The following is a 24,275-nucleotide window of genomic DNA, read 5'->3' as shown; positions in this document are numbered from 1 at the left end:
CTCCCCGTGTCAATTGATATAGGACAGATCCCCGATGCGCAGAATGCGCCGCTCCCAGCCCTCGAACACATCGAACACTCCCACGGCCCCGGCCCTGCCGAAGATGCCGCAGCGGTTCATGGCCTCCGTGGGCAGGCCCAGCCACAGGATGTTCCACACGCTCAGAAGCCCGCCGTGGGACACCAGAACCACCGTGTCCTCCGGGCGGTCCAGGACCTCCCGGCAGAAGGGCATGAGGCGCTCGTACATCTCCCGCTTGGTCTCCGCGCCGGAAATGCACCGGTCGTCAATCCCGTTTCCGAAATTGTCGCAGTGTTCCCGATACCATTCCTTGGTTTTCCCGTCTACCAGCGGCCCGAAGTTCTTCTCCCGCAGCTCCCGGCGGTACTCCACCAAAACGCCCAGCCTCTCCCCCAGAGGCGCGACGGTCTCAGCGGCCCGCTTCAGGTCCGAGGAATAGAGCTTCACGGACTGGCCCGCCAGCTCCACCCCCAGCCGCTCTCCCAGCCGCCCGGCCTGCTCCCGGCCCAGGTCCGTGAGGGGCCCCATCATGCCGTTCACGTGCTGCTCCGACTGGCAGTGCTGGATGGTGATGATCTGCTTCATGGGAATCCCCTCTCTTCTTATCTCCGGGCGAAAATTTCCCGGGCAAAGCCGTCGATCCGGCGGTTTACCTCCTCGGGCGCGTCGGTGTTGGAGTTGTGCCCCGCGCCCTTCAGCCAGACCAGGGGGAAGCCCGTGCGCTTTGTCCAGGCCCGGTTGTAGCGCCGGGAGGATCCGGCCCCGTCCCTCTCCCCGCAGAGCAGAAGGGTGGAGCAGTCCGGCTCCCTGTCCCCGTGAGCCTCCACCGCCAGCGCCAGCAGCCGGTAGCCGTGGCCCGCCAGGGCGCAGTACTCCCCCTTCTCGTAGGATTCCATCATCTCCCCCATTAGCGCCCGCCCATAGGGGGAGGTGGCCGTGCCCTCCGACCCGATTTTTACCAGGAGACGCCAGGGAATGCTGCGGTACATCCATGTGGCGTGCTTCAAAAGCGCCAGCTCCCAGCCGGAAAAATAGCTTCGGCTCAGGGGCGCGGAATCGATGGAGACAAAGCCCGCCGCCCTGCCGGGGAACCGCCGGATAAATGCCTGGGCGATGTAGCCGCCCATGGACTGGCCGATCAGAAGGGGATTCTGGATCCCCTCCTTCTGGAAAATCCGGTCCAGAAAGCCGGTCAGATCGTCCATCAGGAAATCCAGGGGGAAAGGCCGGGAGCTTCCGTGGGCGGGGGCGTCCCAGACCATGCAGCGGTAGTCCCCCTGAAAGCCCTCGATCTGCTTGTCAAAGAGGCGATGGTCCGCCGTGAGCCCCGGCAGCATCACCAGCCAGGAGCGGTCCTCCTCTGTCCGGCTGGTCCAATAGTGGATCTCTCCCGCCGGCGTGGAGAGGATCTTTTCTTCCATGCTCCTCATAGCTTCTCGATCTCCGCCAGGAGCTCGTCCAGCAGGCGGTTCTCCGGCACCTTGCGCAGAATTTCCCCCTTCCGGAAGATCAGGCCCTCCCCTTTGCCTCCGGCGATGCCCACGTCGGCCTCTCTGGCCTCGCCGGGGCCGTTTACCGCACAGCCCATCACCGCCACGGTGATGTCCTTTTCGCAACGGGAGAGGGCCTCCTCCACCCGGTTTGCCAGGGGGATGAGGTCGATGCGGGTGCGGCCGCAGGTGGGGCAGGCGATGAGCCGCACGCCCCGGCGCAGGCCCAGGGCCCGGAGGATATCGCTCCCCGCCCGGACCTCCTCCACGGGGTCCGCCGCCAAAGAGACCCGCAGGGTGTCCCCGATGCCCTGCCGCAGAAGCCCGCCGATGCCGATGGCGGACTTGACCACGCCCATCCGGGCCGTGCCCGCGTGGGTAATGCCCAGGTGCAGGGGGTAGCCGCAACGCTCCGCCACCAGCTCATAGGCCCGCATGGTGAAGTACACGGAGGAGGCCTTCATGGAGATGACGATGTCCGAGAAGTCGAATTTTTCCAGAAGGGAGACATGGTAGAGGGCGCTCTCGCACAAGGCCTCTGGAGTGGGGTGTCCATATTTGGCCAGGATGTGCTTTTCCAAGGAGCCGTCGTTCACTCCCACCCGGATGGGGATGCCCCGCTGGCGGCAGGCCTGGGCCACGGCCTTCACCCGGCTGTCATCCCCGATATTGCCTGGGTTGATGCGGATCTTGTCGATGCCCGCCGCAGCGGACTCCAGGGCTAGCTTATAGTCAAAGTGGATGTCCGCCACCACGGGAATGTTCACGGCCTCCTTCACGGCGGGGATCAGCTCCCGTACCGCCGCCATGTCCGGGATGGCGATACGCAGGATCTGGCACCCAGCCCGCTCCAGGGCCTTGGCCTGGGCCACGCTGCCCGGAAGATCCGTGGAGGGAGTACTAAGCATAGACTGGACCGTCACCGGCGCGCCGCCTCCGATTCTCACCCCGCCAGCTATTATCTGCCGGGAATTTCTTCTATCCATCTGCATGTTCCTTTCTGTGGGAATACATCCCTTTCCCCGCCCCCAAACGCAAAGCGTTTGCAAGGAGCGAACGGACCGGCAAGCCGGCCTGTCCGCTCCTTGGTCTGGCAGGAAAAATTTCCTGCCAGACGGGGCGGGGCCAGGTAGAATCCACGTTACCCTGTAATAATCCTCCAAACATCATGGAAAGTGACCAGCACCATCAGCCCCAACAACAGGGCAAATCCCGCCGCGTGGACGTATCCTTCGTATTTGGGGGGCACCGGCTTACGGGTTAAGCCCTCCCAGATGAGGAAGAGCAGCCGCCCCCCGTCCAGAGCGGGCAGGGGGAGCAGGTTGATGATCCCCAGATTAACCGTAATCATAATCATCATTACCACAATATTGCTCACAGCCTGGCCGAAGCCCTGGCTGAGCCCCGCTCCCGCCACCTGGGAAATTGCCTGGGCCGTTCCTACCGGGCCTGCCACCTCATTGAGCCCAAAGCGCCCGGTGAGCAGCCCCTTCAGGCTCTCCACCACCATCCGAGCCATGGAGAAGGTGTCCGCCCCGGCCCGGCCCAGCAAGCCGAAAAAGCTCCGCTCCTCCGGCCGGACGTAAAAGTCCAGGGCCACCACCTCCGTGCCGTCCTCCAGGGTCTGGGTGTTCATGGCAAACTGCCCCAGACCAATCCGCCGGCCGTCCCGCTCCACCACCATGCCAATGGCTTTCGGGTCGGCCAAGGCCATAGCGAAGGACAGATCCCGGTCGGTGTAGATGGCGTAACCATCGATCTCCACGATCCGGTCCCCGGCCTGAGCCCCGGCGGCGGATGTGGCCGAATCCTCTGTAAACTGGGAAATGACGGTGGTAGCATAAATTTTTTGAGGAGCTAGCACCCCAAGCATCAGCACAAAACCCAAGAAAATATTAAAAATTCCTCCCGCCGCCACAACCAAAATCCGCTTCCACACGGGCTTATTGCCAAAGGCCCGTTCGTCTCCGCTGGCCTCGTCCTCCCCCTCCATGGCGCAGAAGCCGCCGATAGGCAAAAGACGCAGGGCATACTCCGTCTCACCCCGGCGGAATCCAAACAGCCTTGGCCCCATACCCAGAGCAAATTCGTTTACCCGGATTCCGGAGAGCTTCGCCAATAAGAAATGGCCCAACTCGTGAAAAAAGATCAGAAATCCAAAGAGCAGAACGGCAATGACTATCAATAGGGCTGTGCTTAACACCTGCAAGCAATCATCTCCTTCGTTTCGAATCCACAAATTCTCGTGCAGCCCGGTCCGCCTCTAGGACTGCCTCCAGACTAACAGGGGAATCCGCCTTCTGGCGCACCGAGGCCTCCTCTACCAGAGCCGGGATCTCCAAAAATCCGATCTCCCCCCGCAGGAACGCCCCCACGGCCTGCTCGTTGGCCCCGTTCACGGCGGCAGGGACCAGCCCGCCCCGCTTCAATGCCTCCACCGCGATGTCCAGGCAGGGGAACGCCTCCCGCTCCGGGGGATAGAAGGTGAGCTTTCCCAGGGCGAACAGGTCCAGCTCCTTCATAGGGCCGGGGACCCGGCGGGGATAGGTCAGGGCGTACTGGATGGGCAGGCGCATATCCGGCGTGCCCAGCTGGGCAATGATCCCGTGGTCCAGAAATTCCACCATGGAGTGGACGATGCTCTCCCGGTGGACCACCACCTGGATTTTCTCCGGCGGTACGGCAAAAAGCCAGGAAGCCTCCATGACCTCCAGGCCCTTGTTCATCATGGTGGCGGAATCGATGGTCACCTTGGCCCCCATGGACCAGTTGGGGTGGGCCAGGGCCTCTTTGGGCGTCACCGATTCCAGCTCCCTGCGGCTACGGCCAAAGAAGGGTCCGCCCGAGGCGGTGAGCAGAATTTTCTCCACCTGATTTTCATTGTTCCCCCGCAGGCACTGAAATATGGCCGAGTGCTCGCTGTCCACCGGCAGAATGGACACGGAATGCTTCCGCGCCGCTTCCATTACCAGCGCGCCCCCCGCCACCAGCGTCTCCTTATTGGCCAGAGCCACGTCCTTTCCTGCGGCGATAGCGTTCAATGTGGGTTCCAGGCCCACCATGCCCACCACGGCGTTCAGCACCAGGTCCGCCCCTTCCCAAGAAGCCGCCTGGCAGAGCCCTTCCATCCCGGAGAGCACCGGCAGGCCCAGGTCCCGGGTGCGTTCCCGGAGGTCCTTAGCGGCGGCGGGGTCAAAAAGGGCCGCGGCCTGCGGCCGGACCGCTCGGATCTGCCGCTCTAAAAGCTCCACATTGGAATGAGCCGCCAGCACGGCGACCCGGCACTCCCATTCCGTGCCCTTCAACCCCTCCAGCACCTCCAGAGCCTGGGTGCCGATAGAGCCTGTGGAGCCTAAAATCGAAATCATTTTCATTCCGCGTCCCCTTCCCTTCTGCCCAATTCCTTTCGGTATACGTAAAACCCCGGCCGCTCCTGAAAGCGGGTGAAGCCGAATTTCTCGTACAAACCCACAGGCCCCCGGTACTGCCAGGGGTAATCCCGGTTGACAAAGGGATAGCCCTCGGCCCAGCGGTAGCCCTGGGCTTCGGCGTCCATCAGAAACCGCTCCATGACAAGACCGGCCAGGCCCTTTCCCTGATATCCCTCCGCGATATCCAGGCAGTAGAGGATCCTGATCCGGCCCCGCCCCTGTCCGCCGGTAAAAAAGGCCGGGTTCTCCCGGATGGGCCGGTAGTCCATCTTGTCTCCCCCGTTGCACCAGCCCACGGGCCGCTCCCCGTCGTACAGGAGGTAGCCGGTCATCCGCCCGGAATCGATCAGCTGTTTCGCCGCCCAGCGCCGCTCAAAGACCTCCACATACCGGGCCTCGTCGGAAAGATGGCTCTCCAGGCAATAGCAGTTGGCCCGAGGGTCCCCTGGCAGGAACGCGCTCTCCTCGAAATACCGGAAGAACTCCCCCGCCATGCCGGGAACCAGGGCCTTAATATCCATGGTTATTTCTCTCTAAGCCCCTGCCAAGGGCAGGAAGCTCACCAATAGATATACGAAAGGCGCGGTGAATATGACGCTGTCGAACCGGTCCAGAATGCCTCCGTGGCCGGGGATCACCTGGCCGAAATCCTTGATATGGCAGCTGCGCTTGATGAGGGAAAAGCTCAGGTCCCCCAAAATGGAGATCACCGAGCCAAAGAAGCCGATGATAAACAGCGCCAGATAGTTCACCCCCACCTGGCCCTGGTAGAACACCATGGAAAACCAGACCCCGCACAGCAGCATCACCGCCACGTCCGCCGCCATGCCGCCGACGGCCCCCTCCACCGTCTTTTTGGGGCTGATCTCCGGGCAGAGCTTGTGCTTTCCGAAGAGGCTTCCGGCGAAGAAGGCCCCCATGTCCGCCACCCAGGCCGCCAGCACCGCGATGAGCACATAGAACATACCGTGGGCCCGGTTCAACTCCCGCAGGGCCACCAGAGTGTTCAGGGCGCAGGGGATCATCACCGCCATGCTGTAGAGCACGGCGACCTCCTTGAAAGAAGTCTCGCTGTGATACACGATCATAGCGGAGAACAGAATCAGAGTATAAATCGCGTACACGAGGAACTGGATTTCATCGCTGCAAAAAGGAACTACCGCCGATGCCGCCAAAGAGGGCAAATACAAAAACCACTTGCGTTGCAGGCCCAGGGCCCTTGCCAGCTCCTCCACCGCCGCCAGGGAAATCAATGCCACGGCAATATTCAGCGCCAGGGGAAAGATCCGGTCAAAGACAATGACAGCCACCGCGAACAGGCCCAGCACAATGCCGGACAGAACCCGCTGCAGCAAGGACTGATTTTTCAAGCGAATTCCTCCTTTCTTCCCAAACCAGCTACACCCCGCCGAACCGCCGCTGGCGGGAGTTATAGATGTCAATGGCCCGGTCCAGGTCCTGGGGCTTGAAATCTGGCCAGAGAATGTCAAAATAAACGAATTCCGCGTAGGCGCACTGCCACAGCAGAAAATTAGAAATCCGCTGCTCTCCGCTGGGGCGGATGATCAGGTCCGGGTCCGGCTGGCCCGCCGTGTACAGGTATCGGGAGAAGAGGCCCTCGTCCAGCTGGCTGGGAGCTACCCGGCCAGCCTGGGCATCTCGGGCGAAGGCGGCCGCCGCCCGCACGATCTCCGCCCGGCCCCCATAATTCATTGCCAGGTTCAGCACCATGCCCGTTTTGGGGGCCGAGGCCTCCTCCACCTCCCGGATCAGCTCCTGAAGGTCCGGGGCGAAGCCCTCCACGTCCCCGATGAACCGCACCCGGATGTTCTCGTCCATAAAATCCCGCAGGGCCTCCCGCAGGTAGTCCTTGAAGAGGCCCATCAGGGCCCCCACCTCTTCCGCCGGACGGGACCAGTTCTCCGTGGAGAAGGCGTAGAGGGTCAGGTGCTTCACCCCGATCTTGGAGGCGTAGCGGGTGATGGTGCGGAAATTTTGGGCTCCCGCCCGGTGGCCCATGGACCGGGGCTGAAAATGCTTTTTGGCCCAGCGGCCGTTTCCGTCCATGATGATTCCCACATGGGCGGGGATTTCTCTCTCTGGCATGGTGGTTTCCGCCCTTTCCGGTCAGATTTCCAGAATTTCCTTTTCCTTGTCCGCAGCGCAGGCGTCGGCGTTCTTCACGTATTTATCCGTAAGATCCTGGGTCTTTTTCTCCGCCTGTTTCAGGTCATCCTCCGTAATCTCGGACTTTTTCTTCATATCCTTCAGCTTCTCAATGGCGTCCCGGCGGATGGAGCGCACCGCGACCTTGGCCTCCTCGGCCAGCTTGCTGGTCTCCTTCACCAGCTCCCGGCGGCGCTCCTCATTCAGCGGGGGGAACACCAGGCGGATGATTTTGCCGTCATTCTGGGGGTTCACACCCAGGTCGGAGGTCTGGATAGCCTTCTCGATGCCTCGCAGCACAGAGGCGTCCCAGGGCTGGATGGTGAGCACCCGGGCCTCCGTCACCGCTACGGCGGCCAGCTGGTTGATGGGCGTGGGGGTGTCGTAGTAGTTCACCATAATCCGGTCCAGCACGGCGGGATTGGCCCGCCCCGCCCGAATGGCCGCGTACTCCTCCTGCAAATGGCCGATGGCCTTCTTCATCTTGCTCTCCGCTTTCTCGAATACTTCTTTCATTTCCGGCATGGTTCTCTTCCTTTCTTTATATTTATTTTCCTTTTAATTATTTTATATGGGGGTTTTTGGGGCGCACTAGTGCGTCCAGATTTCAGCACACCGCGCCTAATATGTGCGAGGCACAAGCTGGGTTTCTCGGTGTGTCATGAGTTTTCCTACGGAAAACTCTGCCAAGTCTGGTACGCCCGTGCGCTCAGATGGCTTTCTCCGCATCCACCCCGCTCGGGTTCGTCCGTAGGACGAACCGCCGGGCAAACGGGCAAGGCCCGTTTGCCCACGGCCATTTTGCGGCGAGCCGCAAAATGCGAGCGGGGCACACGGCGCGACCATTGGCGTAAGGAGCTAGCCGGTTTTCGCCGTGTGACATGAGTTTTGCTCCGCAAAACTCTGCAAAGCTGGGTGCGAACGTTTGCCGCTGGCTTACTCCGGAACTAGGGAACTTTTTTTCTTGCAAAAAGTTCCCTCTTGGCGCTGCGCGCCAATTCACCTTCAAAAAATGCGCTTCTCAGGCGTTAAGGTCAAGGGCAACACCGTGGGACTCCGTCCCACACCCTGCGAGCTTTTGAAAAAGCTCGGCCAAAACTTTTACGGTTGTTAGGTTAGCTCGTCAAAACATTTAAAACGTTCACGACGAGCAAAGCGAGGAGTGGGTAAAAGTTTCGTAGACTTCGTTCTACGAAGTCTTACCTTTATCAAAGGTTGCAGGGGTTTGGGGGTGAGCGTCTGCCAGTGGCAGACATGCTGCGAGCCGACCGAGCCGGCAGGCGAGACAGAGTCCCCAAGACCTTACGTCCCACGACCTTACCGCACCAGTGTGCCTACGGCTTCTCCGGTGACGGCCCGCACGATGTTCTCCGGGTCCTCTATGCTGAACACCAGCCAAGGGATCCCCCGGTCCTTGCAGAAGGAGGCGGCGGTCATGTCCATCACCGCAAGATTCTGGTTCAGAACCTCCATAAAGGTCAGAGTCTCATACTTGTGGGCGTTGTTGTATTTCTTGGGGTCCCGGTCGTAGACGCCATCCACCATGGTAGCCTTCAGGATGATATCCGCCTCGATCTCCGCCGCCCGCAGGGCCGCGCCGGTGTCCGTGGAGAAGAAGGGGTTCCCCGTGCCGCAGCCGAACACCACTACCCGGCCCTTCTCCAGGTGGCGCACCGCCCGGTTGCGGATATAGGGCTCCGCCAGCTCCTGCATGGCGATAGCCGTCTGCACCCGCACGCTGAGACCCAGCTGCTCCAGCCCGTCAGCCACTCCCAGGGCGTTGATCACCGTGGCCAGCATCCCCATATGGTCGGCCCGAGTGCGGTCCATATTGCCGCTGCTGCGGCCCCGCCAGAAGTTGCCGCCGCCCACCACAATGGCTACCTGCGCGCCCATGTCGCAGAGGGCCTTGACCGGGCGGCAGATCTCCACCACAGTGTCGAAGTCAATGCCGTGGCCCGCGTCCCCGGCCAGGGCCTCCCCGCTAAGCTTCAGGAGCACCCGCTTGTATTTCAGCGCCATCCTACCACACTCCGTTTCTTATAAATAATGATCTCGGGATCGGAACCGTTTTCGCCGTACTCACAGACCAGGAGATGGTCCTCGTCTGCCGCCAGGCCATAGCATCGTTTGCTGCCCGCTTTACAGACCTGGTTTCCCATATAGACCTTGCTATCATCCAAGAGCTTTACTTTCTGCCCGCCGGGCAGGGTGTATTCCAGGTTGATGTAGCTGCCGGGCAGGGTGTTCAGCCCGGTGATCACCTCCATATCCTGGATGCCTAGATCGTTGAACTCCCGGATCAGCCGGTCCTTGAGCTGGCAGGCGTCGCACTGGCCGCAGCGCTCCTGTCCCTTCTCCCGGCAGCAGGCCGCCAGGGGACAGACCCCCGCGTCCGCAAAGGGCTTCCCCTCTGTGGCGAGGCAGCCCGCACACTGGTCCGCGCGCCAGCACTGGCCGCAGTCGATGCCGCAATAGGAATGCATTCCGCCGGTCCCTCCTTCCCTGTGATTATCCCCATTGTACATGATATTCCTAAATTTGTAAAGCCAAACTTTTGGAGAAAGCGTCCAAAAGCCGGAAAGCCCCGGCCCCGCCCGGGCGGACCGCTTCAACGCCCTGCAAGTAAAAAGAAGGGGGCGCAAGCCCGCCCGCGAGCCCACGCCCCCATAAAATCAGATCAATCTGTCCAGTCTGCCCAGCGCCGTGCGCAGGGGCCGGTACAGCACCAGCATCAGCAGGAAGTTGCCACCCCCATGGAGCAGGTCAAAGGGAAGCCCGCTTGCCACCCAGGCGAACATCATTTTCACCCCCCCCACCGGCAGATAGACCAGCGAGCAGAGGCTTCCAAAGGCCAGGCCGTACAGCCCGGAGAAAATCGCCCACTGCCATGCCCGGTCCATCCGGCGAAGCAGCCAGGTAAGCGCCGCCAACAGGGGCCAAATATACAGGTACATGATCCACCACATGCCAAAGCCGTAGAGCAGGCCCTCCAGCAGCAGAAACACACCCAGGGCCCCCACCACCCATCCGCCAAAACTCAAGGTGAAAAGGACCGTCAAGAGGCTTACCGCCTCAAAATTGGGCAGAGCTGCCAGGGCCTCTTTGGACACAGCCAGCACCACGCCCATCATCGCCATGGCGCACAGGCCCCGAAGCCGTTTCATCAGTAGCCCACCGTCAAAGTGAGTTCATAGACTCCGCCGTCCTCAATGGGGGTGGAATCCACGCCGCTGGTAGCGGTTTCCCCCGCGATAGTCAAGCACCACCACTCCTGATTGCCCTCATCGGCGGTTTCCCCGTCCACGGTGGTGACAAACAGCCCGTATTCGCCGTCGCTGCCGGAGATGATGCCTTCGTTCAGCAAGGCCGCGCCCAGGTTTTCCTCTGTGGTTTCCAGGTTGAACTCCTTGGTGGAGCCGTCCTTGTGGGTAACCGTCAGGGCAATGGTTTTTCCGGCGGAACCAACACTGCCGGAGGACTCCTGGCCGGACTTTGCGTCGTTGCCGCAGCCCGCGAATACCACGGCGCTGAACAGCAGAGCAAGCAGCAGGGCCAGGGTCCGAATCTGTGGTTTTTGCGTTTTCTCCATACTAGAATGCCTCCTAAAAAATTTTTAGGGGCGGCCTGTCCGCCGATAAGGGGCGGACAAAGGGGCCGGCGAATCCGACCCTTGGAGGAATCGCTGAGAACCCGCAGCTATCCTCCGGCCCTCCGGGCAAGTCTTTCGGCTTAGACATAGGGGCGCGCTTCACAAAAAACGGCCCTGCGCCTGTCCCCTCCTTCCCGGCAAAAAGATACTGCCCCTGCCAGTGGATTGTCGTAAGCACCCTTGAATCCGACAAAGCCGAATTTCAAGACCTGAGCTTCAAAACAGCCCCAAAGAATCATGGAATTGTCTTGCGCTGTGCTACTGATGCGGGGACGGGCTCCGTCATCACGGCGACGGGTTCGCCAGGGATTTTCACCTGCCGGGGAAAGCGGGCGTCATTACCGCGCAGGCAAGTCGATCCCTGCTGCCGGCCCGGCATCTGCCAAGCCGCCAACGCGATTATGATATTCCCCGGCCGAGGACCTGCGTCCTCCTGTTCCTGTGTTCGGCCGCAGCGGTACTGCGGGCACCTCGGAGTCCCAATGCCCTCAACTATAGCACAGGGCGCGGGGAAAGTCAAGATTTGGCAGGAAAGGCAAAAATCCCCGGCGAACCGGGGATTTCCTAGATTAGTCTTGGTCTTGAGGCAAGTCTGTGAACATCTCCTTCATGGAAGCAGCTAAGCCCGCCAAGCCCTGGATATTGGAGGGGATGATGATCTTGGTGGCCTGGCCGTCCGCCGCCGCCTGGAAGGCCTCCAGGCTCTTCAGGGCGATGACCCGCTCGCTGGGGTTGGCCTCGTTCATCAGCTTGATGGCGTCCGCCAGGGCCCGCTGCACGGAGAGGATGGCCTCCGCCTCGCCCTGGGCCTCCCGGATTTTGGTCTCCTTCACCGCGTCTGCCCGAAGCACCGCCGACTCCTTCTGGCCCTCGGCGATCAGGATGGCACTGCGCTTCTCGCCCTCGGCGTCCAGAATCTTGGCCCGGCGTTCCCGCTCGGCCTTCATCTGCTTCTCCATGGAGTCCTGAATCTCCGCCGGAGGGATGATGTTTTTCAGCTCCACCCGGTTTACCTTGATGCCCCAGGCGTCGGTGGCCTCGTCCAGGATCACCCGGATCTTGGAGTTGATCACGTCCCGGGAGGTGAGAGTGTGGTCCAGCTCCATGTCGCCGATGATGTTCCGGAGGGTGGTAGCGGATAGGTTCTCAATGGCAGAGATAGGCTTCTCCACCCCGTAGGCATAGAGCTTGGGGTCGGTGATCTGAAAATACACCACCGTGTCGATCTGCATGGTCACGTTGTCCTTGGTGATCACCGGCTGGGGCGGGAAGTCGATTACCTGCTCCTTCAGGCTAACCTTTTTGGCAATGCGGTCGATAAAGGGAACCTTAAAGTGCAGGCCCGTGCTCCAGGCCGCATGGAAAGCCCCCAACCGCTCCACTACGTATGCGTTGGCCTGAGGCACGATTTTGATATTGGAAATCACCACAAGCAGCAAGAACACAATCAAAATAATCCCTACCAGGGCTCCGCCCAAAGCGGCAAAGTCGAACCCTCCAGCGAGCATATCCAAAGTCATCAGCATGTTCATTCTATTTCCCCTCCTCTGTTTGGGGCGCGACGATGAGCTTTACACCCTCGATCCGCGCCACGGTTACCTTTTCTCCCAAGGGAATGACCTCCTCGGGAGTTTGACTGCGAGCAGCCCAGCTGTTGCCCAGGACGGACACCCGGCCGGCCTCCCGCAGGTTATCCACCTCTTCGGTGACCACGGCCACCTCGCCCAGCACCCGGTCCGCGTTGGTAGAGGTTCCGCCGCCTTTATGCAGCCGCCTGGCCAGGGGCCTGGTAACGGCCAGGGCCGCCACCGAACCTCCTAAAAACAGCAGGCACTGGAGCAAAACCGAACCTCCGCAGAGGCTGGCAATCAGAGCCAGAATTCCTCCCGGCACAAACCAGATAGACACCAGCGCGGGCACTGCGGCCTCCACAACAGCGGCCACTATGGTCACGCCCAGCCAGACATACTCCATCATTTCCACCGGACTTCCCTCCTCACAGTCAGAAGATTTTTGTACAATATCATTATATCTCTTTTCTGTTCAAAATGCAATAGAAATTTTAGAGAGTATCCAAACCGCATGTCTTTTTTGACGGTGTTTCGCTTCTGGAAGGAAGGCTTTTGCCCCCCTTTTCCCCATTTGACATTCTCCCGCAATCTGACTATAATGGAGGCAAAGGAAATGGATGGAGGAGCCAGGATGGAGTATCGTTTGGACGTGGGCATGTGGAATCAGGTGTTCGCCGTGCCCTGCGCGCTGGTGGACCAGCATATCAAATTGGCGGGCAAGGAGCAGCTGCAGGCCATCCTCTGGATCCTGCGCCACGCCGGTCAGGGCTTCTCCCCCGAAGAGCTCGCGGGAAGCCTGGACATGCCCCTGGACCGGGCCCTGGACGCCCTGGACTACTGGTGCGACAGGGGCCTGCTCTCCGCCAGCGGGGGCGACCTGCGCCCCATGCCCCAGCCGGAACCCCAGGGGCCGGCGCTCCAGCCTCCAGAGGCCGGAAAGCTCCCGGAGCCCCTACAGAGCCCAGGGGAGCCTCCCGTCCCCCCTATAAAAATGCAAGAAGGGGAGCCCGCCGCCCCCAACGGCGGGAATCCGGAGCCCAGGCCCCTGCCCCCCCGGCAGCGCCTCCTCCGCCCGGACAGCGGCCACCTCACCGCCCGGCTGGAAGAGTCGGAAGGGGTCCGTTTTCTCTTTCAGGAGGCGGAGGCCACCCTGGGCAAGACTCTCTCCCCCGCCATGAGCGCCCTGCTGCTCACCATTACCGACGACTATGGCCTGCCCCCGGAGGTCACCGTCATGCTTCTGCACTACGCCCAGGAGGCGGGCCGCACCGGCACCAGCTACATCGATTCCGTGGCCCGGGACTGGGCCGAAAGCGGGATTTTCTCCATTGAAGCCGCCGAGGAAAAGCTCCAGGAGCTCAGCCGCCGCCGTCTGGCCTGGGGAAAGGTTTCCGCCGCCGCCGGGCTCATCAAGCGCTCTCCCAGCAAGTCCGAGGGGGAAAAGGCCTGCCGCTGGGTGTACGAATGGGAGTTCAGCCAGGACATGTTGGGGGCCGCCTACGAGGCCTGCGCGGACCATACCGGGAAGTTCAGCGCCTCCTATATGGACAAGGTCCTCTCCGGCTGGCACAGCCTGGGGATCAGCAATCTGCAGGACCTGGAAACGCACCGACAGAAAGCCGCTGCGGAAAAGGAAAAGGCCGCTTCCTCCCAGCAGAGCTATGACATTGACGAGCTGGAGCGCATGAGCGTGCTGGACATTCCCGAGAATCTGTAAGGAGGCCGAAGGATGGGATACGACAAAAAAGTGAACGAGGCGGCATGGGCCCAGCTAGAGCAGCGCAGGCAGTCCGCGGAAAGCGCCGCCGCCGCCGCTTTGGAGGATTTCTACGCCCGGTGCCCCCGGGCCCTGGAGGTGAAGCGCCAGATGGCCTCCAACGCCGCCCAGGCGGGCCGGGACGTGGTCTCCGGCGGGGACGTGCGCGCCGCCCTGGAGAAGCGCAAGGAGCGGGGGCTGACCCTTAGCCGGGAATATGAGGAGCTTCTGGCCTCCTGCGGCCTCACCCCCCAGGACGTGGCCCCCAGATACGCCTGCCCAGACTGCAAGGACACCGGCTTTGTGGACGGCCGCATGTGCCGGTGCCTCAAGCAGCTGCGGAAGAATCTGGCCTACCGCCAGCTCAGCGGCAAGCTGCCCCTGGCGGAGAGCACCTTTGAGAGCTTCTCCCTGGGCTATTACCGGGAGGACCCGGAGGCCCTCCGGCAGATGACGGAGATTCTGCGGGCCTGCCAGACCTACGCCCAGCGCTTCCGGGGAGACTCCCCCAGCCTGCTCTTCAAGGGGGGCACGGGCCTGGGGAAAACCCATCTCTCCCTGGCTATTGCCAACGAGGCCCTGGAGAAGGGCTTCGGCGTGGTCTACGGCTCCGCCCAGAGCTTTGCCATGGCCCTGGAGAAGGAGCGCTTCCGCCAGGAGGGGGAGGGCGCCGGGGACCAGATGAAGTCCTGCGACCTGCTGATTCTGGACGACCTGGGCACCGAGTTCCCCTCGGCCTATGTGAACGCCGCCCTCTATGACGTGGTGAACAGCCGGATGCTAGCGGGGTGCCCCACCATCATTTCCACCAACCTGACCCTCAAGGAGCTGGAGGGGCGCTACTCCCCCCGCTTCGCCTCCCGGATCGCCGGGAGCTACGGCAAGCTGGAGTTCAGGGGGCGGGACGTGCGCATCCAGAAGCGGAAAACCGGCCAGCGCTAAGAGCGTGGGGCGCCGCCCCACACCCCGCAAACTTTTACCCACTCCTCACTTCGTTCGTCGTGAACGTTTTACGTTTTTTTGACGAGCTAACCGAACCACCGTAAAAGTTTCGTCAACCTTTTCAAAGGGTGCGGTGGTTTGGAGGCAGCGCCTCCAAGGTCTTGACCTTAAACACCTGAGAAGCGCAATTTTTGCAGGGTGAATTGGCGGACGGAGTCCGCCAAGAGGGGTGCTTTTTGCAAGAATAAAAAGCACCCCTAGTACCGGAACCAGCCAGCGGCGAGCGTTCGCACCCAGCTTGGCCGAGTTTTCGCCGCACTTTTGCGCAGCAAAAGACAGCTGTCTCACGGCTGGGGCGGAAACGGAAAGATAGACCGAGCCGCGCGAGCGTCTATCTTTTTGACACCACCGCGAAACCCAGCCTACTCATTTCGCCTCGCTTGGCGCGGTGTGCCGAAGGCCTTCCCATACTCAAAAAACACGTTCCCAAAAAGCCTCCTATCCCCCAAAAAAGCTCTTCCCTTTTCCGTCAGTTTCGTGTAAACTATAAGAAAGTCTCCTCCAAGAAAGGACGATAGCCATGAAACTCACCCATCTGCGCACCAACCACGTTGTCCAGCCCCTGGGACTCGCCATGGACCGCCCCGTGTTCTCCTGGACCGCCTCCGATACCCCGGACAAGGTCCAGGCCGCCGCCCAGATCACCGTCTCCGTTGGGGACGAAACCGTCTACGACAGCGGCCGCAGGGAGGATCTCTCCTCCCTGGGCTTCGAGGCCCCCCTGGACCTTCTCCCCCGCACCCGCTACGATTGGACCGTCATCGTGTGGGGAGACGGCGGAGACACCGCCAGCGCCTCCTCCTGGTTCGAGACCGGCAAACGGGACGAGCCCTGGCAGGCGGAGTGGATCGCCGCGGACCCCGCCCAGGCCCCCTTCGGCGACAAGGAGGTCCAGCCCCTGCTGGCTAAGGATTTCTCCCTCCGGGGGGAGGTCGCCAGCGCCCGGGCCTATGTGTGCGGCCTGGGCATCTACGAGCTGGAGGTCAACGGAAAAAAGGCCGGGGACGAATACCTGCTGCCCGGCTACCACTGCTACGACTTCGCCCTGGAATACCAGACCTTCGACGTGACGGACCTGCTGCGCGCCGGAGAGAACACCATGGGCCTGGCCCTGGGCCCCGGCTGGTACAAGGGGGACATGATCTTTGACCGCTACCACGACCTGTACGGCGACACCATGCAGGCCATCTGCGAGCTGCACATCACCTATGCCAATGGGGGCGAAGAGGTGATCTCCTCGGACGGCTCCTGGATGGCCTACCCCTCCCCCGTCACCTTCAGCAATATCTACGACGGCGAGCACTTCGACGCCAACCGGATGGTTCCCGGCTGGTCCGCCCCTGGCTGCGCCGCCCGGAGCTTCGGGACGGTGGTTCGCAAAGAGGCCACCCCTCTGGTGGAGCGGCGGGGCCCCAAGATCGTGAAGAAGAAGGAGTTCGCCCCCATAGAGGTGATCCATACCCCCAAGGGCGAGACCGTGCTGGACTTCGGCCAGAACATGACCGGCTGGGTGGAGTTCTCCGTGGATGCCCCTGCCGGGCAGACCGTGACCCTCACCTACGGCGAGGTGATGCAGAACGGCTGCTTCTACCGGGACAACCTGCGCACCGCCAAGGCCGAGTACATCTATGTTTCCGATGGGACACCACAGCGGGTCCGGCCCCATTTCACCTTCTACGGCTTCCGCTTTGTGAAGGTGGAGGGCCTGGAGGTCGTGCGCCCCGGGGACTTCGCCGCCTGCCACATCCGCTCGGACATCGACCCCATCGGCCACATCGAGACGGACAACCCCCGGGTGAATCAGCTGTTCCACAACGCCATGTGGGGCCAGTTCGACAATTTCCTGGATCTGCCCACGGACTGCCCCCAGCGGGACGAGCGCCTGGGCTGGACCGGCGACGCGGCCATCATCTCCGCCACGGCCTGCAAAAACATCTATATGCCCGCCTTCTTCCACCACTTTATGGAGAACGTGCGGGAGGAGCAGGAATACCACGACGGGGCCGTGCCCTTCTATGTGCCCGCCCCCAAAAAGGCCAAGCCCGGCTCCACCGGCATTGATGTGGACCCGGCGGACTTCGTCAGCCTGCCGGAGGGGGATATGGAGGCGTTTGCCGCCGCTGTAGCCAAGTACCCGGAGTTCCAGGCCGCCATGGAGGCCCTGCCCGAGGGGGAGCGGAACGATTTCGCGGTGAAGGTGATCAGCGAGAACTTCAGCTTTGAGCACGGCAACAGGAAGGGCGCGGCCATCTGGAGCGACGTGGCCACCATGATGCCCTGGGCGGTCTACGAGAACTACGGCGACCGGAACCTGCTGCGGGCCGAGTATCCGGTGATGAAGGCCTGGGTGGAGCGGATGCGCCAGGACGACGAGCTGGACGGAGGCCGGGGCCTCTGGCTGCGGGGGCGTCAGCTGGGAGACTGGCTGGCCCTGGACAAGCCGGACCCCAAGGACGCGGAGAATCCCTTCGGGGCCACGGACCTGGAGTACACCGCCAGCTGCTTCTACTTCTACTCCACAGAGCTCACGGGGAAGGCCGCCAGGGCCCTGGGCTATGCCGGCGACGCGGGCGATTACGCCGCCCTCTCGAAGAAGATTCGGGGCGCGATTGTAAAAGAATACTTCAACCCGGACGGCAGCTTCAAGATCGAGGGCACCCAGACCGCCTGCGTGCTCAGCCTGTTCTTCGGCATCTACCCTGAGGGCAAAAAGGATGCGGTGCTCCGGCAGCTGATGGCCCGGCTGGAGGCCAAAAACTGGCACCTGGACACCGGCTTCTGCGGCACGCCCTTCCTGTGCCGGGCCCTCTCTGACAACGGCGCCAACGCCACGGCCTACACCCTCTTCCTCAACGACGACTACCCCAGCTGGCTCAACGAGGTGAAGCTGGGGGCCACCACGGTGTGGGAGCGGTGGAACTCCCTGCTGCCGGACGGCTCCATCAGCGGCACGGGCATGAACAGCCTGAACCACTACGCCTACGGCTCCATTGTGGACTGGATGTACCGGAACATGGCGGGTCTGAACCCCTCCGAGGAGGCCCCCGGCTACAAGCGGGCCACCATCTGCCCCATGCCGGACCCCCGGATCCGCAGCGTAGAGATGGAGATGGACACCGCCGCCGGGCTCTATGAGGTGAGCTGGCGGTATGACGGGGAGGACCTCCATTACGCGGTCACCGTGCCCTTTGACTGCATCGCCGACCTGATCCTGCCAGACGGGCGGGTGGAGAAGCTCACCGCCGGAAGCTATACTTTCTGAGCGGCAATGGAAGAAATCCTCGCCTATATTAAGGAAACATACCGGCCTCTCGCCGTGATCGCCTACGGCTCTTACGCGGACGGTACCTACGGCATCCACAGCGATTTCGACGCCCTGGCGGTGACGGAAGCCGGGCCCGCCGGCCATGACACCGGCTTTGTGAACGGGGTTCAGCTGGACCTGTTCGTATATCCAAAGGAGCATTTCGGGGAGGAGCCGGACTGGGAAGAGATTCTTCCTATCCTCCACGGCCGAGTGCTTTACGACCCGGAGGGACTGGGCGCAAGGCTGATGGAGGGCATCCGGGCCTACGCGGCGGATCTGCCCCCAAAAAATCCGGAGCAGGTCCGGGAGGAAATTGCCTGGTGTGAAAAAATGCTACTGCGCGCCCGTCGGGGTGACCCGGAGGGAATGTTCCGCCTGCATTGGCTGCTGGTGGACAGTTTGGAAATCTTTTGCGACAGTGTGGGCCAGCCCTTTTGGGGGCCAAAAAAGTCCCTGAAATGGATGGAAACCGCCTATCCCCAGACCTTCGCCCGATATACCCGCGCCCTGCAGGACCCCTCTGCTCTGGAGGACTGGGTCCTGTGCCTGAAGAAAGTGACAGGCGAGCACAAAGGCTGAATTTCTTGTCGCCTGTTCCGTCTCTGGACATATGCAGAGTGGCACGGTTAGATTTTTTGCCAGACAGTGCAGATTGCGTGCCGTCAATCTCGTGATTGGCAAGTTTTCAAAACGCCTCTCCCCGGCTGAATTTGCTGGAAAGGGGAATACAAACGCCTATTGGTGTAGTTTCTAACTTCAAGCGCCGCTCTATTTCAGTCTATCGTCTTTTTGCCGCAGGTCGCGGATTTGACCTGCGGCTTTTTCTTTTTCCTCCTGCCTTGCCAGCCACATGACCCCAAAGCCCAGAAAAATCCCCAAGGCTCCCCGGTAAGCCATTGCCAACATCCATAAAGCCGGCCAGTTATCCATTTTCCCATTCCTTTCGTCTTTTTTCTAAATATACAACATTTGTGTTCATTTGTCAACATATGTATTCATTCCTCTCCACCAGGTATACTACAATTTGAATGGGGGGATTCCCTGGAAACATCGGGAAAGGAATGTGATAGCCATGGGCGCGGCACAGCTAGATCCGGTGCTGGTGGGACAGGTGATCGCCCGGTTTCGCCGGGAAAAAGGGCTTACCCAGGAGGTGCTCAGCGGCCTTTCCGACATCGGCCGCACCCATCTCAGCGCCATCGAAAACGGCGAACGAAAGCCTACTCTGGAAACCCTTTTCCGCATTAGCGGCGCTTTGGGCGTGCCCATGTCCATCATTGTGGCGGAAATCGAAAGAGAGGCCGGTTCTTGAGAACCCTGCCTCTTTTTTCTTTGACAGAATTTTTATTGCCTGCCAGAAAATGACAGAATCAAGCCCTCTGCACGTCCTATAATAGAAGGGCAGGGAGGGAGCGCCATGACGGTTTACGCGGACATTTTGGTGATTGTCAATCTCTACATAGACTATATCCTGCTCTGCTGCGTCCGCCGCTTTCTCCGGCTGCAAACCACAGGGATAAGGCTGGTGCTGGGGGCTTTGGCCGGGGCCTTCTGCTCTCTCTCGGGACTTTTGCCCCTGCCAGGCTTTGCCGGACCTATACTGGGCGGGATCTGCGCCCTGGCTGCGGCAGGGGCGGCGTTTTCTCCCGCAAAGCCCCGTCTTTTTTTCCGGTGCTGGCTGTGTATGTGGCTGTTTTCCTTCCTGCTGGCGGGCTTTCTGCTGTTCGTGACGCAGTTCGCCCCGCCCGGATATTTCGCGCTGGTAGGCGGCTCCGTCTACCTTAACCTCTCTCTGCCCCTGCTGTTTTTCGCCACCTGCCTGGCCTATTTTCTCTTCTGGGCTTTGGGACGGTTCTTCCTCAGGGACTCCTCCCCTCCTCTATCGAAATTTCAGATCGAGCACCAGGGAAAAACGGTGTCCTTCTTTGCCAAAGCTGATACCGGCAACGCTCTGCGGGAGCCCTTTTCCGGATTGCCCGTAGTGGTTTGTCAAAAGAAGATCCTGGGAGACCTTTCTCCCCCTTCTCTGTGGGAGCTGTCGGCTTGCAATCCTCTGCCATCCGGCTTGCGGCTGGTACCCTTCGAAAGTCTGGGGGGCCGGGGCCTGCTGCCCGCCTTCAAACCCGACAGGATCATCCAGTGCCCGACCGGCCGGGAGTTGGAGTGCTATCTGGCCGTTACCGACACGCCTCTTTCCGCCGGAGAATTTTCCGCGCTGTACAATCCGGAGCTTTTTCCGGACGAGAACCTGTCTTGAGACTCCCCAAAACCGTCTTGTTGCCCTCCTCATGATTTACTGATGGGAATGCCTTTTTCCTGCGGCTTCCCGAGAAAGGATGACCTATAATGATACTCTCTTCCCTTGTCTCTTCCGTGATCCTCCTTGTTCAAACTATCTGCCGCCGTTTTTTCCTCTATTGGGGGGCTGGCCCCTGTCATTATATCAACGGCCCGGACACCCTTCCGCCCCCCTTGACCAAGGAGGAGGAGCGCCGGGTGATGGAAAATATCCGCAACAATGTTCCCGGAGCCCGGGAGCCTCTCATCACTCACAACCTGAGACTGGTGGTCTACATCGCCAAAAAATTTGAGAGCCCAGGCGCCAGCGTGGAGGACCTGATCTCCATTGGCACCATCGGGCTCATCAAAGCGGTAAACACCTTCCGGGTGGAAAAAAACATCAAGCTGGCCACCTACGCCTCCCGATGCATTGAAAACGAAATCCTGATGCATCTGAGGAAAAGCTCTCAACTGCGCAATGAAGTCTCCATCGATGACCCTCTCAACGTAGACTGGGATGGCAACGAGCTTCTGCTCTCGGACCTTCTGGGCAGCGATCCCGATGCGGTAAACCGGGATATTGAGCAGGAAGCGGAACGGGATATGCTTTTAAGCGCTGTCAGCCGCCTGTCCCCCCGGGAGAAAAAGATCATGCAGCTGCGCTTTGGGCTGGAGTCCACCAAAGAGCATACTCAGAAGGAGGTAGCCGACGAACTGGGTATTTCCCAATCTTACATATCCCGGCTAGAAAAACGCATCATCACTCGCCTGCGCAAGGATTTGGAAAAGGCGGGGTAGTTCACCACTTCAAAAAATCCGCTTCTCAGGTATTTAAGGTCAAGTTGGTGGGACGCGACCTGTGCGTACGAAGGCCACACAGTATCACTCTAGAAAAGTATAGAAAAGCCGCCGCTTTTCCCAAGCGGCGGTTTTTTGCGGGCTATTCGGGGGTGATCTCATACCGGGAGCCGTCCGGGTCGGAGCCGGTGACCGCGCCCTCCCGTCGGAGCATCTCCTCGAAGCTGTCATACTGGCGGAAGCTCTCGTCCAGGGGGAGGGTCACCCAGATCTCGTCTCCATCCACCGTATTCTCCCAGACCTTCAGTGTGTTGGCCTCCGGGTTGTACTCCACCCGGTTCGCCAGGAACTCCACTTCTTCCCCCAGGCCGTTTTCCATGCGGATCAGGCATTTCGCTCCCTGGGTCTCGGGCATCTGCTGGGGGGACCCCATAAAGGCGGTGACGTGGGTGAAGATATTCCCTCCCGGGGCCGCGCTGGCCCCCACGGCCGTCAGCACGGCCAGGGCCGCGATGGCCGCCACTGCCAGCATCCGCCGGGCGGTCCTCCTGGGCTTTCTCTTGTTCTCTGTCATGGCGATTACCTCCTGCATTTTTTCCGGGGAGGCCTTCACCTTGGAAAACGCGCGCTTATAGAGATCTGTGTAAAATTCCATCAGGATTCCTCCTCCATTTGGGTCAGGGCTTGTTTCAGGGCTTGCCGGGCTCTCTGCAGCCGGGTCTGCACGGTGGATTCCTTCAGCCCGCACAGGGCGGCCACCTCCCTCACCGGGTAGCCCTCGTAGTAGTAGAGGTACAGGGGCGTCCGGTACTTGGCGGGCAGGGCCATCACCTGGAGGAAGAGTTCGCTCTCCTCCGGGGCCTGAAATTCCAGTGTCGCGGCGTAGTCCTCCAGGGGGAGGGTTTTCCGCAACCAGGCGGACCGGGCCAGTTTTTTGGCCTCGTTCACCGCCACGCGGATGAGCCAGCGGCGGACGTGCTCTGGGCTCTCGAAGGGGGATTTTTCCCGGTAGAGCTTGAGCAGGGCGGTCTGGAGGATATCCTCGGCATCGGCGGGATTTTTGCAGGCGTTCAGCGCCACCCGGTACACCATGTCCCCGTATTCCCGGACGTAGCCGGAGAATTCCTCGGCTGTCATCGAGCTCGTGCCCCCTTTGCTGTGCTTTAAAAGGCCTTTCACACATAATACCCCTTTTGGGGGAAAAATATCTCATTTTGGGGGAAATTTTTTGAAACGCCTTGACTTGGAGCGGGGTTCATATGGTATACTTTTGGGGAAGTGATACGGAGTGGCCTCCGGCGGCTTAGGGGCGTTGCCCCTAAGAACCCCACCACTTTTGAAAAAGTGGACAAAACTTTTACCCTGATTGGCTAGGTGCGCCTGCGCTCAATAGGCGGAATTTTGAAAAGCAAAACCGCCACTCCCACAAGTGACGGTTTTCTTTCTGAAACTGTTTCACATCCGGAGCTGGCCGCTTGCTGTGGCACCCCTTCTTTCTCTATTATACCAGCTATTCTGAGAATGTCAACCCTTTGACCCATATCTCAACCACAAGGAGGAATATCCATGAAAACGGTAACCCTGGGCCGCACGGGAATTGTGGCCTGCAAAAACGGCTTCGGCGCTCTGCCCATCCAGCGGGTCAGCGCGGAGTACGCCGGAAAGCTCCTGCGCAAGGCCTACGACGCGGGAGTGAATTTCTTCGACACCGCCCGCTCCTATAGCGACAGCGAGGAGAAAATGGGCCTCGCCCTCTCCGACGTGCGGGAGAAAATCTTCATCGCCACTAAGACCCCCTCCACCACCGCAGAGGGCTTCTGGAAGGACCTGGAGACCAGCTTGCGCCTTCTGAAAACCGACTACATCGACCTCTACCAATTCCACAACCCCGCCTTCTGCCCCAAGCCCGGGGACGGCACCGGCCTGTATGAGGCCATGGAGGAGGCCAAGGCCCAGGGGAAGATCCGCCACATCGGCATCACCAACCACCGCCTGGGCGTGGCGGAGGAGGCCGTGCGCTCCGGCCTCTACGAGACCCTCCAGTTCCCCTTCTGCTATCTGGCCACCCAGAGGGACATCGACCTGGTGAACCTGTGCCGAGAGAACAACGTGGGCTTCATCTCCATGAAAGGCCTTTCCGGCGGGCTCATCACCAACGCCGCCGCAGCCTACGCCTGGCAAGCCCAGTTTGAGAACGCCCTGCCCATCTGGGGCGTCCAGCGGGAGGAGGAGCTGGACCAGTTCCTCTCTTACACAGAGAATCCCCCCACTATGAAGGACCCGGACGTGAAGGCGGCCATTGAGAAAGACCGCGCGGAGCTCATCGGGAATTTCTGCCGGTCCTGCGGCTACTGCCTGCCCTGCCCGGCTGGGATCAACATCCCCCAGTGCGCCCGAATGAGCCAGCTCATCCGCCGCAGCCCCTCCGCCAACTGGCTGACTCCGGATGCCCAGAAGATGATGCTGAATATTGAAAACTGCCTGGAATGCGGCCAGTGCAAGGGCCGGTGCCCCTATGAGCTGGATACGCCTACTTTGCTGAAAGAGAACCTGGCGGATTATAAAAACATCCTGGCCGGAAAAACGCGGGTATAGCTCCAGACAGAGATGGAAAAGCGGCCTCCGACTTCCGGCGGCCGTTTTCGGTTTTGCGGGCGGCATGGCCCCCTATGCTTTCAGATGGCTCCGCTCGAAACCGCCTATGGGAGACTTTTTGCCAAATGTCAAGACTAAATTACAAAAAAGTTCAATAAATTTTCCCGACTTATGAAAAGCGGGGGTTCCGACGTATTCGGAACCCC

General features: G+C 60.8%; 26 protein-coding genes. 8 read left to right on the top strand and 18 right to left on the bottom strand.

The annotated features are described in order from the left end of the window. Positions 1-9 precede the first annotated feature (9 nt). The 15 genes from D7X94_RS06435 to D7X94_RS06360 all read right to left on the bottom strand — a co-directional run bounded on the left by D7X94_RS06435 (position 10) and on the right by D7X94_RS06360 (position 12,737). Positions 10-606, bottom strand: coding sequence for a histidine phosphatase family protein (locus D7X94_RS06435; protein ID WP_120426907.1), 597 nt, complete (start codon positions 604-606; stop codon positions 10-12). 17 nt (positions 607-623) lie between these two features. Next, a complete protein-coding gene (locus D7X94_RS06430) occupies positions 624-1,451 on the bottom strand; it encodes an alpha/beta fold hydrolase (protein WP_243111213.1) in 828 nt (275 codons plus the stop codon). Beyond that, positions 1,448-2,497, bottom strand: coding sequence for a flavodoxin-dependent (E)-4-hydroxy-3-methylbut-2-enyl-diphosphate synthase (ispG, locus tag D7X94_RS06425; protein ID WP_120426905.1), 1,050 nt, complete (start codon positions 2,495-2,497; stop codon positions 1,448-1,450). Before ispG ends, D7X94_RS06430 begins: the two co-directional genes overlap by 4 nt. Before the next feature lie 155 nt (positions 2,498-2,652). After that, entirely contained in the window at positions 2,653-3,714 is a 1,062-nt protein-coding gene (locus tag D7X94_RS06420; protein ID WP_120427030.1) for a M50 family metallopeptidase, read from the bottom strand. A gap of 10 nt (positions 3,715-3,724) precedes the next feature. Then, positions 3,725-4,885, bottom strand: coding sequence for a 1-deoxy-D-xylulose-5-phosphate reductoisomerase (locus tag D7X94_RS06415; protein WP_120426904.1), 1,161 nt, complete (start codon positions 4,883-4,885; stop codon positions 3,725-3,727). After that, positions 4,882-5,463: a GNAT family N-acetyltransferase gene (locus tag D7X94_RS06410; protein ID WP_120426903.1), complete on the bottom strand. Its 582-nt coding sequence runs from the start codon at positions 5,461-5,463 to the stop codon at positions 4,882-4,884. Before D7X94_RS06410 ends, D7X94_RS06415 begins: the two co-directional genes overlap by 4 nt. A 12-nt stretch (positions 5,464-5,475) precedes the next feature. After that, on the bottom strand, positions 5,476-6,312 hold the full coding sequence (locus tag D7X94_RS06405; protein WP_243111212.1) for a phosphatidate cytidylyltransferase: 837 nt from the start codon (positions 6,310-6,312) through the stop codon (positions 5,476-5,478). Between the two features lie 28 nt (positions 6,313-6,340). Continuing rightward, positions 6,341-7,048 carry an isoprenyl transferase gene (locus D7X94_RS06400; protein WP_120426902.1) on the bottom strand — a complete coding sequence of 236 codons (708 nt, stop codon included), beginning with the start codon at positions 7,046-7,048 and terminating at the stop codon, positions 6,341-6,343. Positions 7,049-7,069: 21 nt separating this feature from the next. Continuing rightward, a complete protein-coding gene (gene frr, locus D7X94_RS06395; protein ID WP_120427028.1) occupies positions 7,070-7,624 on the bottom strand; it encodes a ribosome recycling factor in 555 nt (184 codons plus the stop codon). 801 nt (positions 7,625-8,425) lie between these two features. Further along, the gene (gene pyrH, locus D7X94_RS06385; RefSeq protein WP_120426900.1) at positions 8,426-9,130 is read right to left on the bottom strand and encodes a UMP kinase; all 705 of its coding nucleotides are present in this window, start codon (positions 9,128-9,130) and stop codon (positions 8,426-8,428) included. After that, positions 9,121-9,594 carry a DUF3795 domain-containing protein gene (locus tag D7X94_RS19040; RefSeq protein ID WP_243111211.1) on the bottom strand — a complete coding sequence of 158 codons (474 nt, stop codon included), beginning with the start codon at positions 9,592-9,594 and terminating at the stop codon, positions 9,121-9,123. Before D7X94_RS19040 ends, pyrH begins: the two co-directional genes overlap by 10 nt. A 189-nt stretch (positions 9,595-9,783) precedes the next feature. Next, complete coding sequence (locus D7X94_RS06375; protein WP_120426899.1) at positions 9,784-10,275, bottom strand: hypothetical protein; 492 nt, start codon at positions 10,273-10,275, stop codon at positions 9,784-9,786. After that, the gene (locus D7X94_RS06370; RefSeq protein ID WP_120426898.1) at positions 10,275-10,700 is read right to left on the bottom strand and encodes a DUF4430 domain-containing protein; all 426 of its coding nucleotides are present in this window, start codon (positions 10,698-10,700) and stop codon (positions 10,275-10,277) included. Before D7X94_RS06370 ends, D7X94_RS06375 begins: the two co-directional genes overlap by 1 nt. Positions 10,701-11,329: 629 nt before the next feature. Next, positions 11,330-12,286 carry an SPFH domain-containing protein gene (locus tag D7X94_RS06365; protein ID WP_442857888.1) on the bottom strand — a complete coding sequence of 319 codons (957 nt, stop codon included), beginning with the start codon at positions 12,284-12,286 and terminating at the stop codon, positions 11,330-11,332. Between the two features lie 7 nt (positions 12,287-12,293). After that, on the bottom strand, positions 12,294-12,737 hold the full coding sequence (locus D7X94_RS06360) for an NfeD family protein (RefSeq protein WP_243111218.1): 444 nt from the start codon (positions 12,735-12,737) through the stop codon (positions 12,294-12,296). Positions 12,738-12,962: 225 nt separating this feature from the next. On the opposite strand from D7X94_RS06360, the gene D7X94_RS06355 reads away from it, so the two are divergent. The 4 genes from D7X94_RS06355 to D7X94_RS06340 all read left to right on the top strand — a co-directional run bounded on the left by D7X94_RS06355 (position 12,963) and on the right by D7X94_RS06340 (position 18,975). Beyond that, positions 12,963-14,048, top strand: coding sequence for a DnaD domain protein (locus tag D7X94_RS06355; protein ID WP_147401672.1), 1,086 nt, complete (start codon positions 12,963-12,965; stop codon positions 14,046-14,048). 12 nt (positions 14,049-14,060) lie between these two features. Continuing rightward, on the top strand, positions 14,061-15,029 hold the full coding sequence (locus tag D7X94_RS06350; RefSeq protein ID WP_120426895.1) for an ATP-binding protein: 969 nt from the start codon (positions 14,061-14,063) through the stop codon (positions 15,027-15,029). A 580-nt stretch (positions 15,030-15,609) separates the two neighbouring features. After that, complete coding sequence (locus tag D7X94_RS06345) at positions 15,610-18,351, top strand: alpha-L-rhamnosidase (RefSeq protein WP_120426894.1); 2,742 nt, start codon at positions 15,610-15,612, stop codon at positions 18,349-18,351. A 6-nt stretch (positions 18,352-18,357) separates the two neighbouring features. Beyond that, complete coding sequence (locus D7X94_RS06340; RefSeq protein ID WP_120426893.1) at positions 18,358-18,975, top strand: nucleotidyltransferase domain-containing protein; 618 nt, start codon at positions 18,358-18,360, stop codon at positions 18,973-18,975. Between the two features lie 189 nt (positions 18,976-19,164). On the opposite strand, the gene D7X94_RS18365 is transcribed toward D7X94_RS06340, so the two are convergent. After that, the gene (locus D7X94_RS18365; RefSeq protein ID WP_158590918.1) at positions 19,165-19,326 is read right to left on the bottom strand and encodes a hypothetical protein; all 162 of its coding nucleotides are present in this window, start codon (positions 19,324-19,326) and stop codon (positions 19,165-19,167) included. Positions 19,327-19,468: 142 nt separating this feature from the next. On the opposite strand from D7X94_RS18365, the gene D7X94_RS06335 reads away from it, so the two are divergent. The 3 genes from D7X94_RS06335 (at position 19,469) to sigE (ending at position 21,474) form a co-directional block, all read left to right on the top strand. Further along, a complete protein-coding gene (locus tag D7X94_RS06335) occupies positions 19,469-19,708 on the top strand; it encodes a helix-turn-helix domain-containing protein (protein ID WP_120426892.1) in 240 nt (79 codons plus the stop codon). A gap of 105 nt (positions 19,709-19,813) precedes the next feature. Continuing rightward, positions 19,814-20,653 (top strand): sigma-E processing peptidase SpoIIGA, encoded by an 840-nt coding sequence (locus D7X94_RS06330; protein WP_120426891.1) that lies wholly within the window; start codon positions 19,814-19,816, stop codon positions 20,651-20,653. A gap of 89 nt (positions 20,654-20,742) precedes the next feature. Next, positions 20,743-21,474: an RNA polymerase sporulation sigma factor SigE gene (sigE, locus tag D7X94_RS06325; protein ID WP_120426890.1), complete on the top strand. Its 732-nt coding sequence runs from the start codon at positions 20,743-20,745 to the stop codon at positions 21,472-21,474. Between the two features lie 142 nt (positions 21,475-21,616). Here sigE and D7X94_RS06320 read toward each other — a convergent pair whose 3' ends face one another. Next, positions 21,617-22,129: a hypothetical protein gene (locus D7X94_RS06320; RefSeq protein ID WP_120426889.1), complete on the bottom strand. Its 513-nt coding sequence runs from the start codon at positions 22,127-22,129 to the stop codon at positions 21,617-21,619. Next, a complete protein-coding gene (locus D7X94_RS06315; RefSeq protein WP_120426888.1) occupies positions 22,129-22,611 on the bottom strand; it encodes an RNA polymerase sigma factor in 483 nt (160 codons plus the stop codon). Before D7X94_RS06315 ends, D7X94_RS06320 begins: the two co-directional genes overlap by 1 nt. Before the next feature lie 429 nt (positions 22,612-23,040). Between D7X94_RS06315 and D7X94_RS06310 the strand changes: the two genes are divergently transcribed. Beyond that, positions 23,041-24,069 (top strand): aldo/keto reductase, encoded by a 1,029-nt coding sequence (locus D7X94_RS06310; RefSeq protein ID WP_120426887.1) that lies wholly within the window; start codon positions 23,041-23,043, stop codon positions 24,067-24,069. The last annotated feature ends 206 nt before the right edge of the window (positions 24,070-24,275 follow it).

The organism is Acutalibacter sp. 1XD8-33 (assembly GCF_003612555.1).
Classification (GTDB): domain Bacteria; phylum Bacillota; class Clostridia; order Oscillospirales; family Acutalibacteraceae; genus Acutalibacter.
This window is presented reverse-complemented; position numbering and strand designations above follow the sequence as displayed.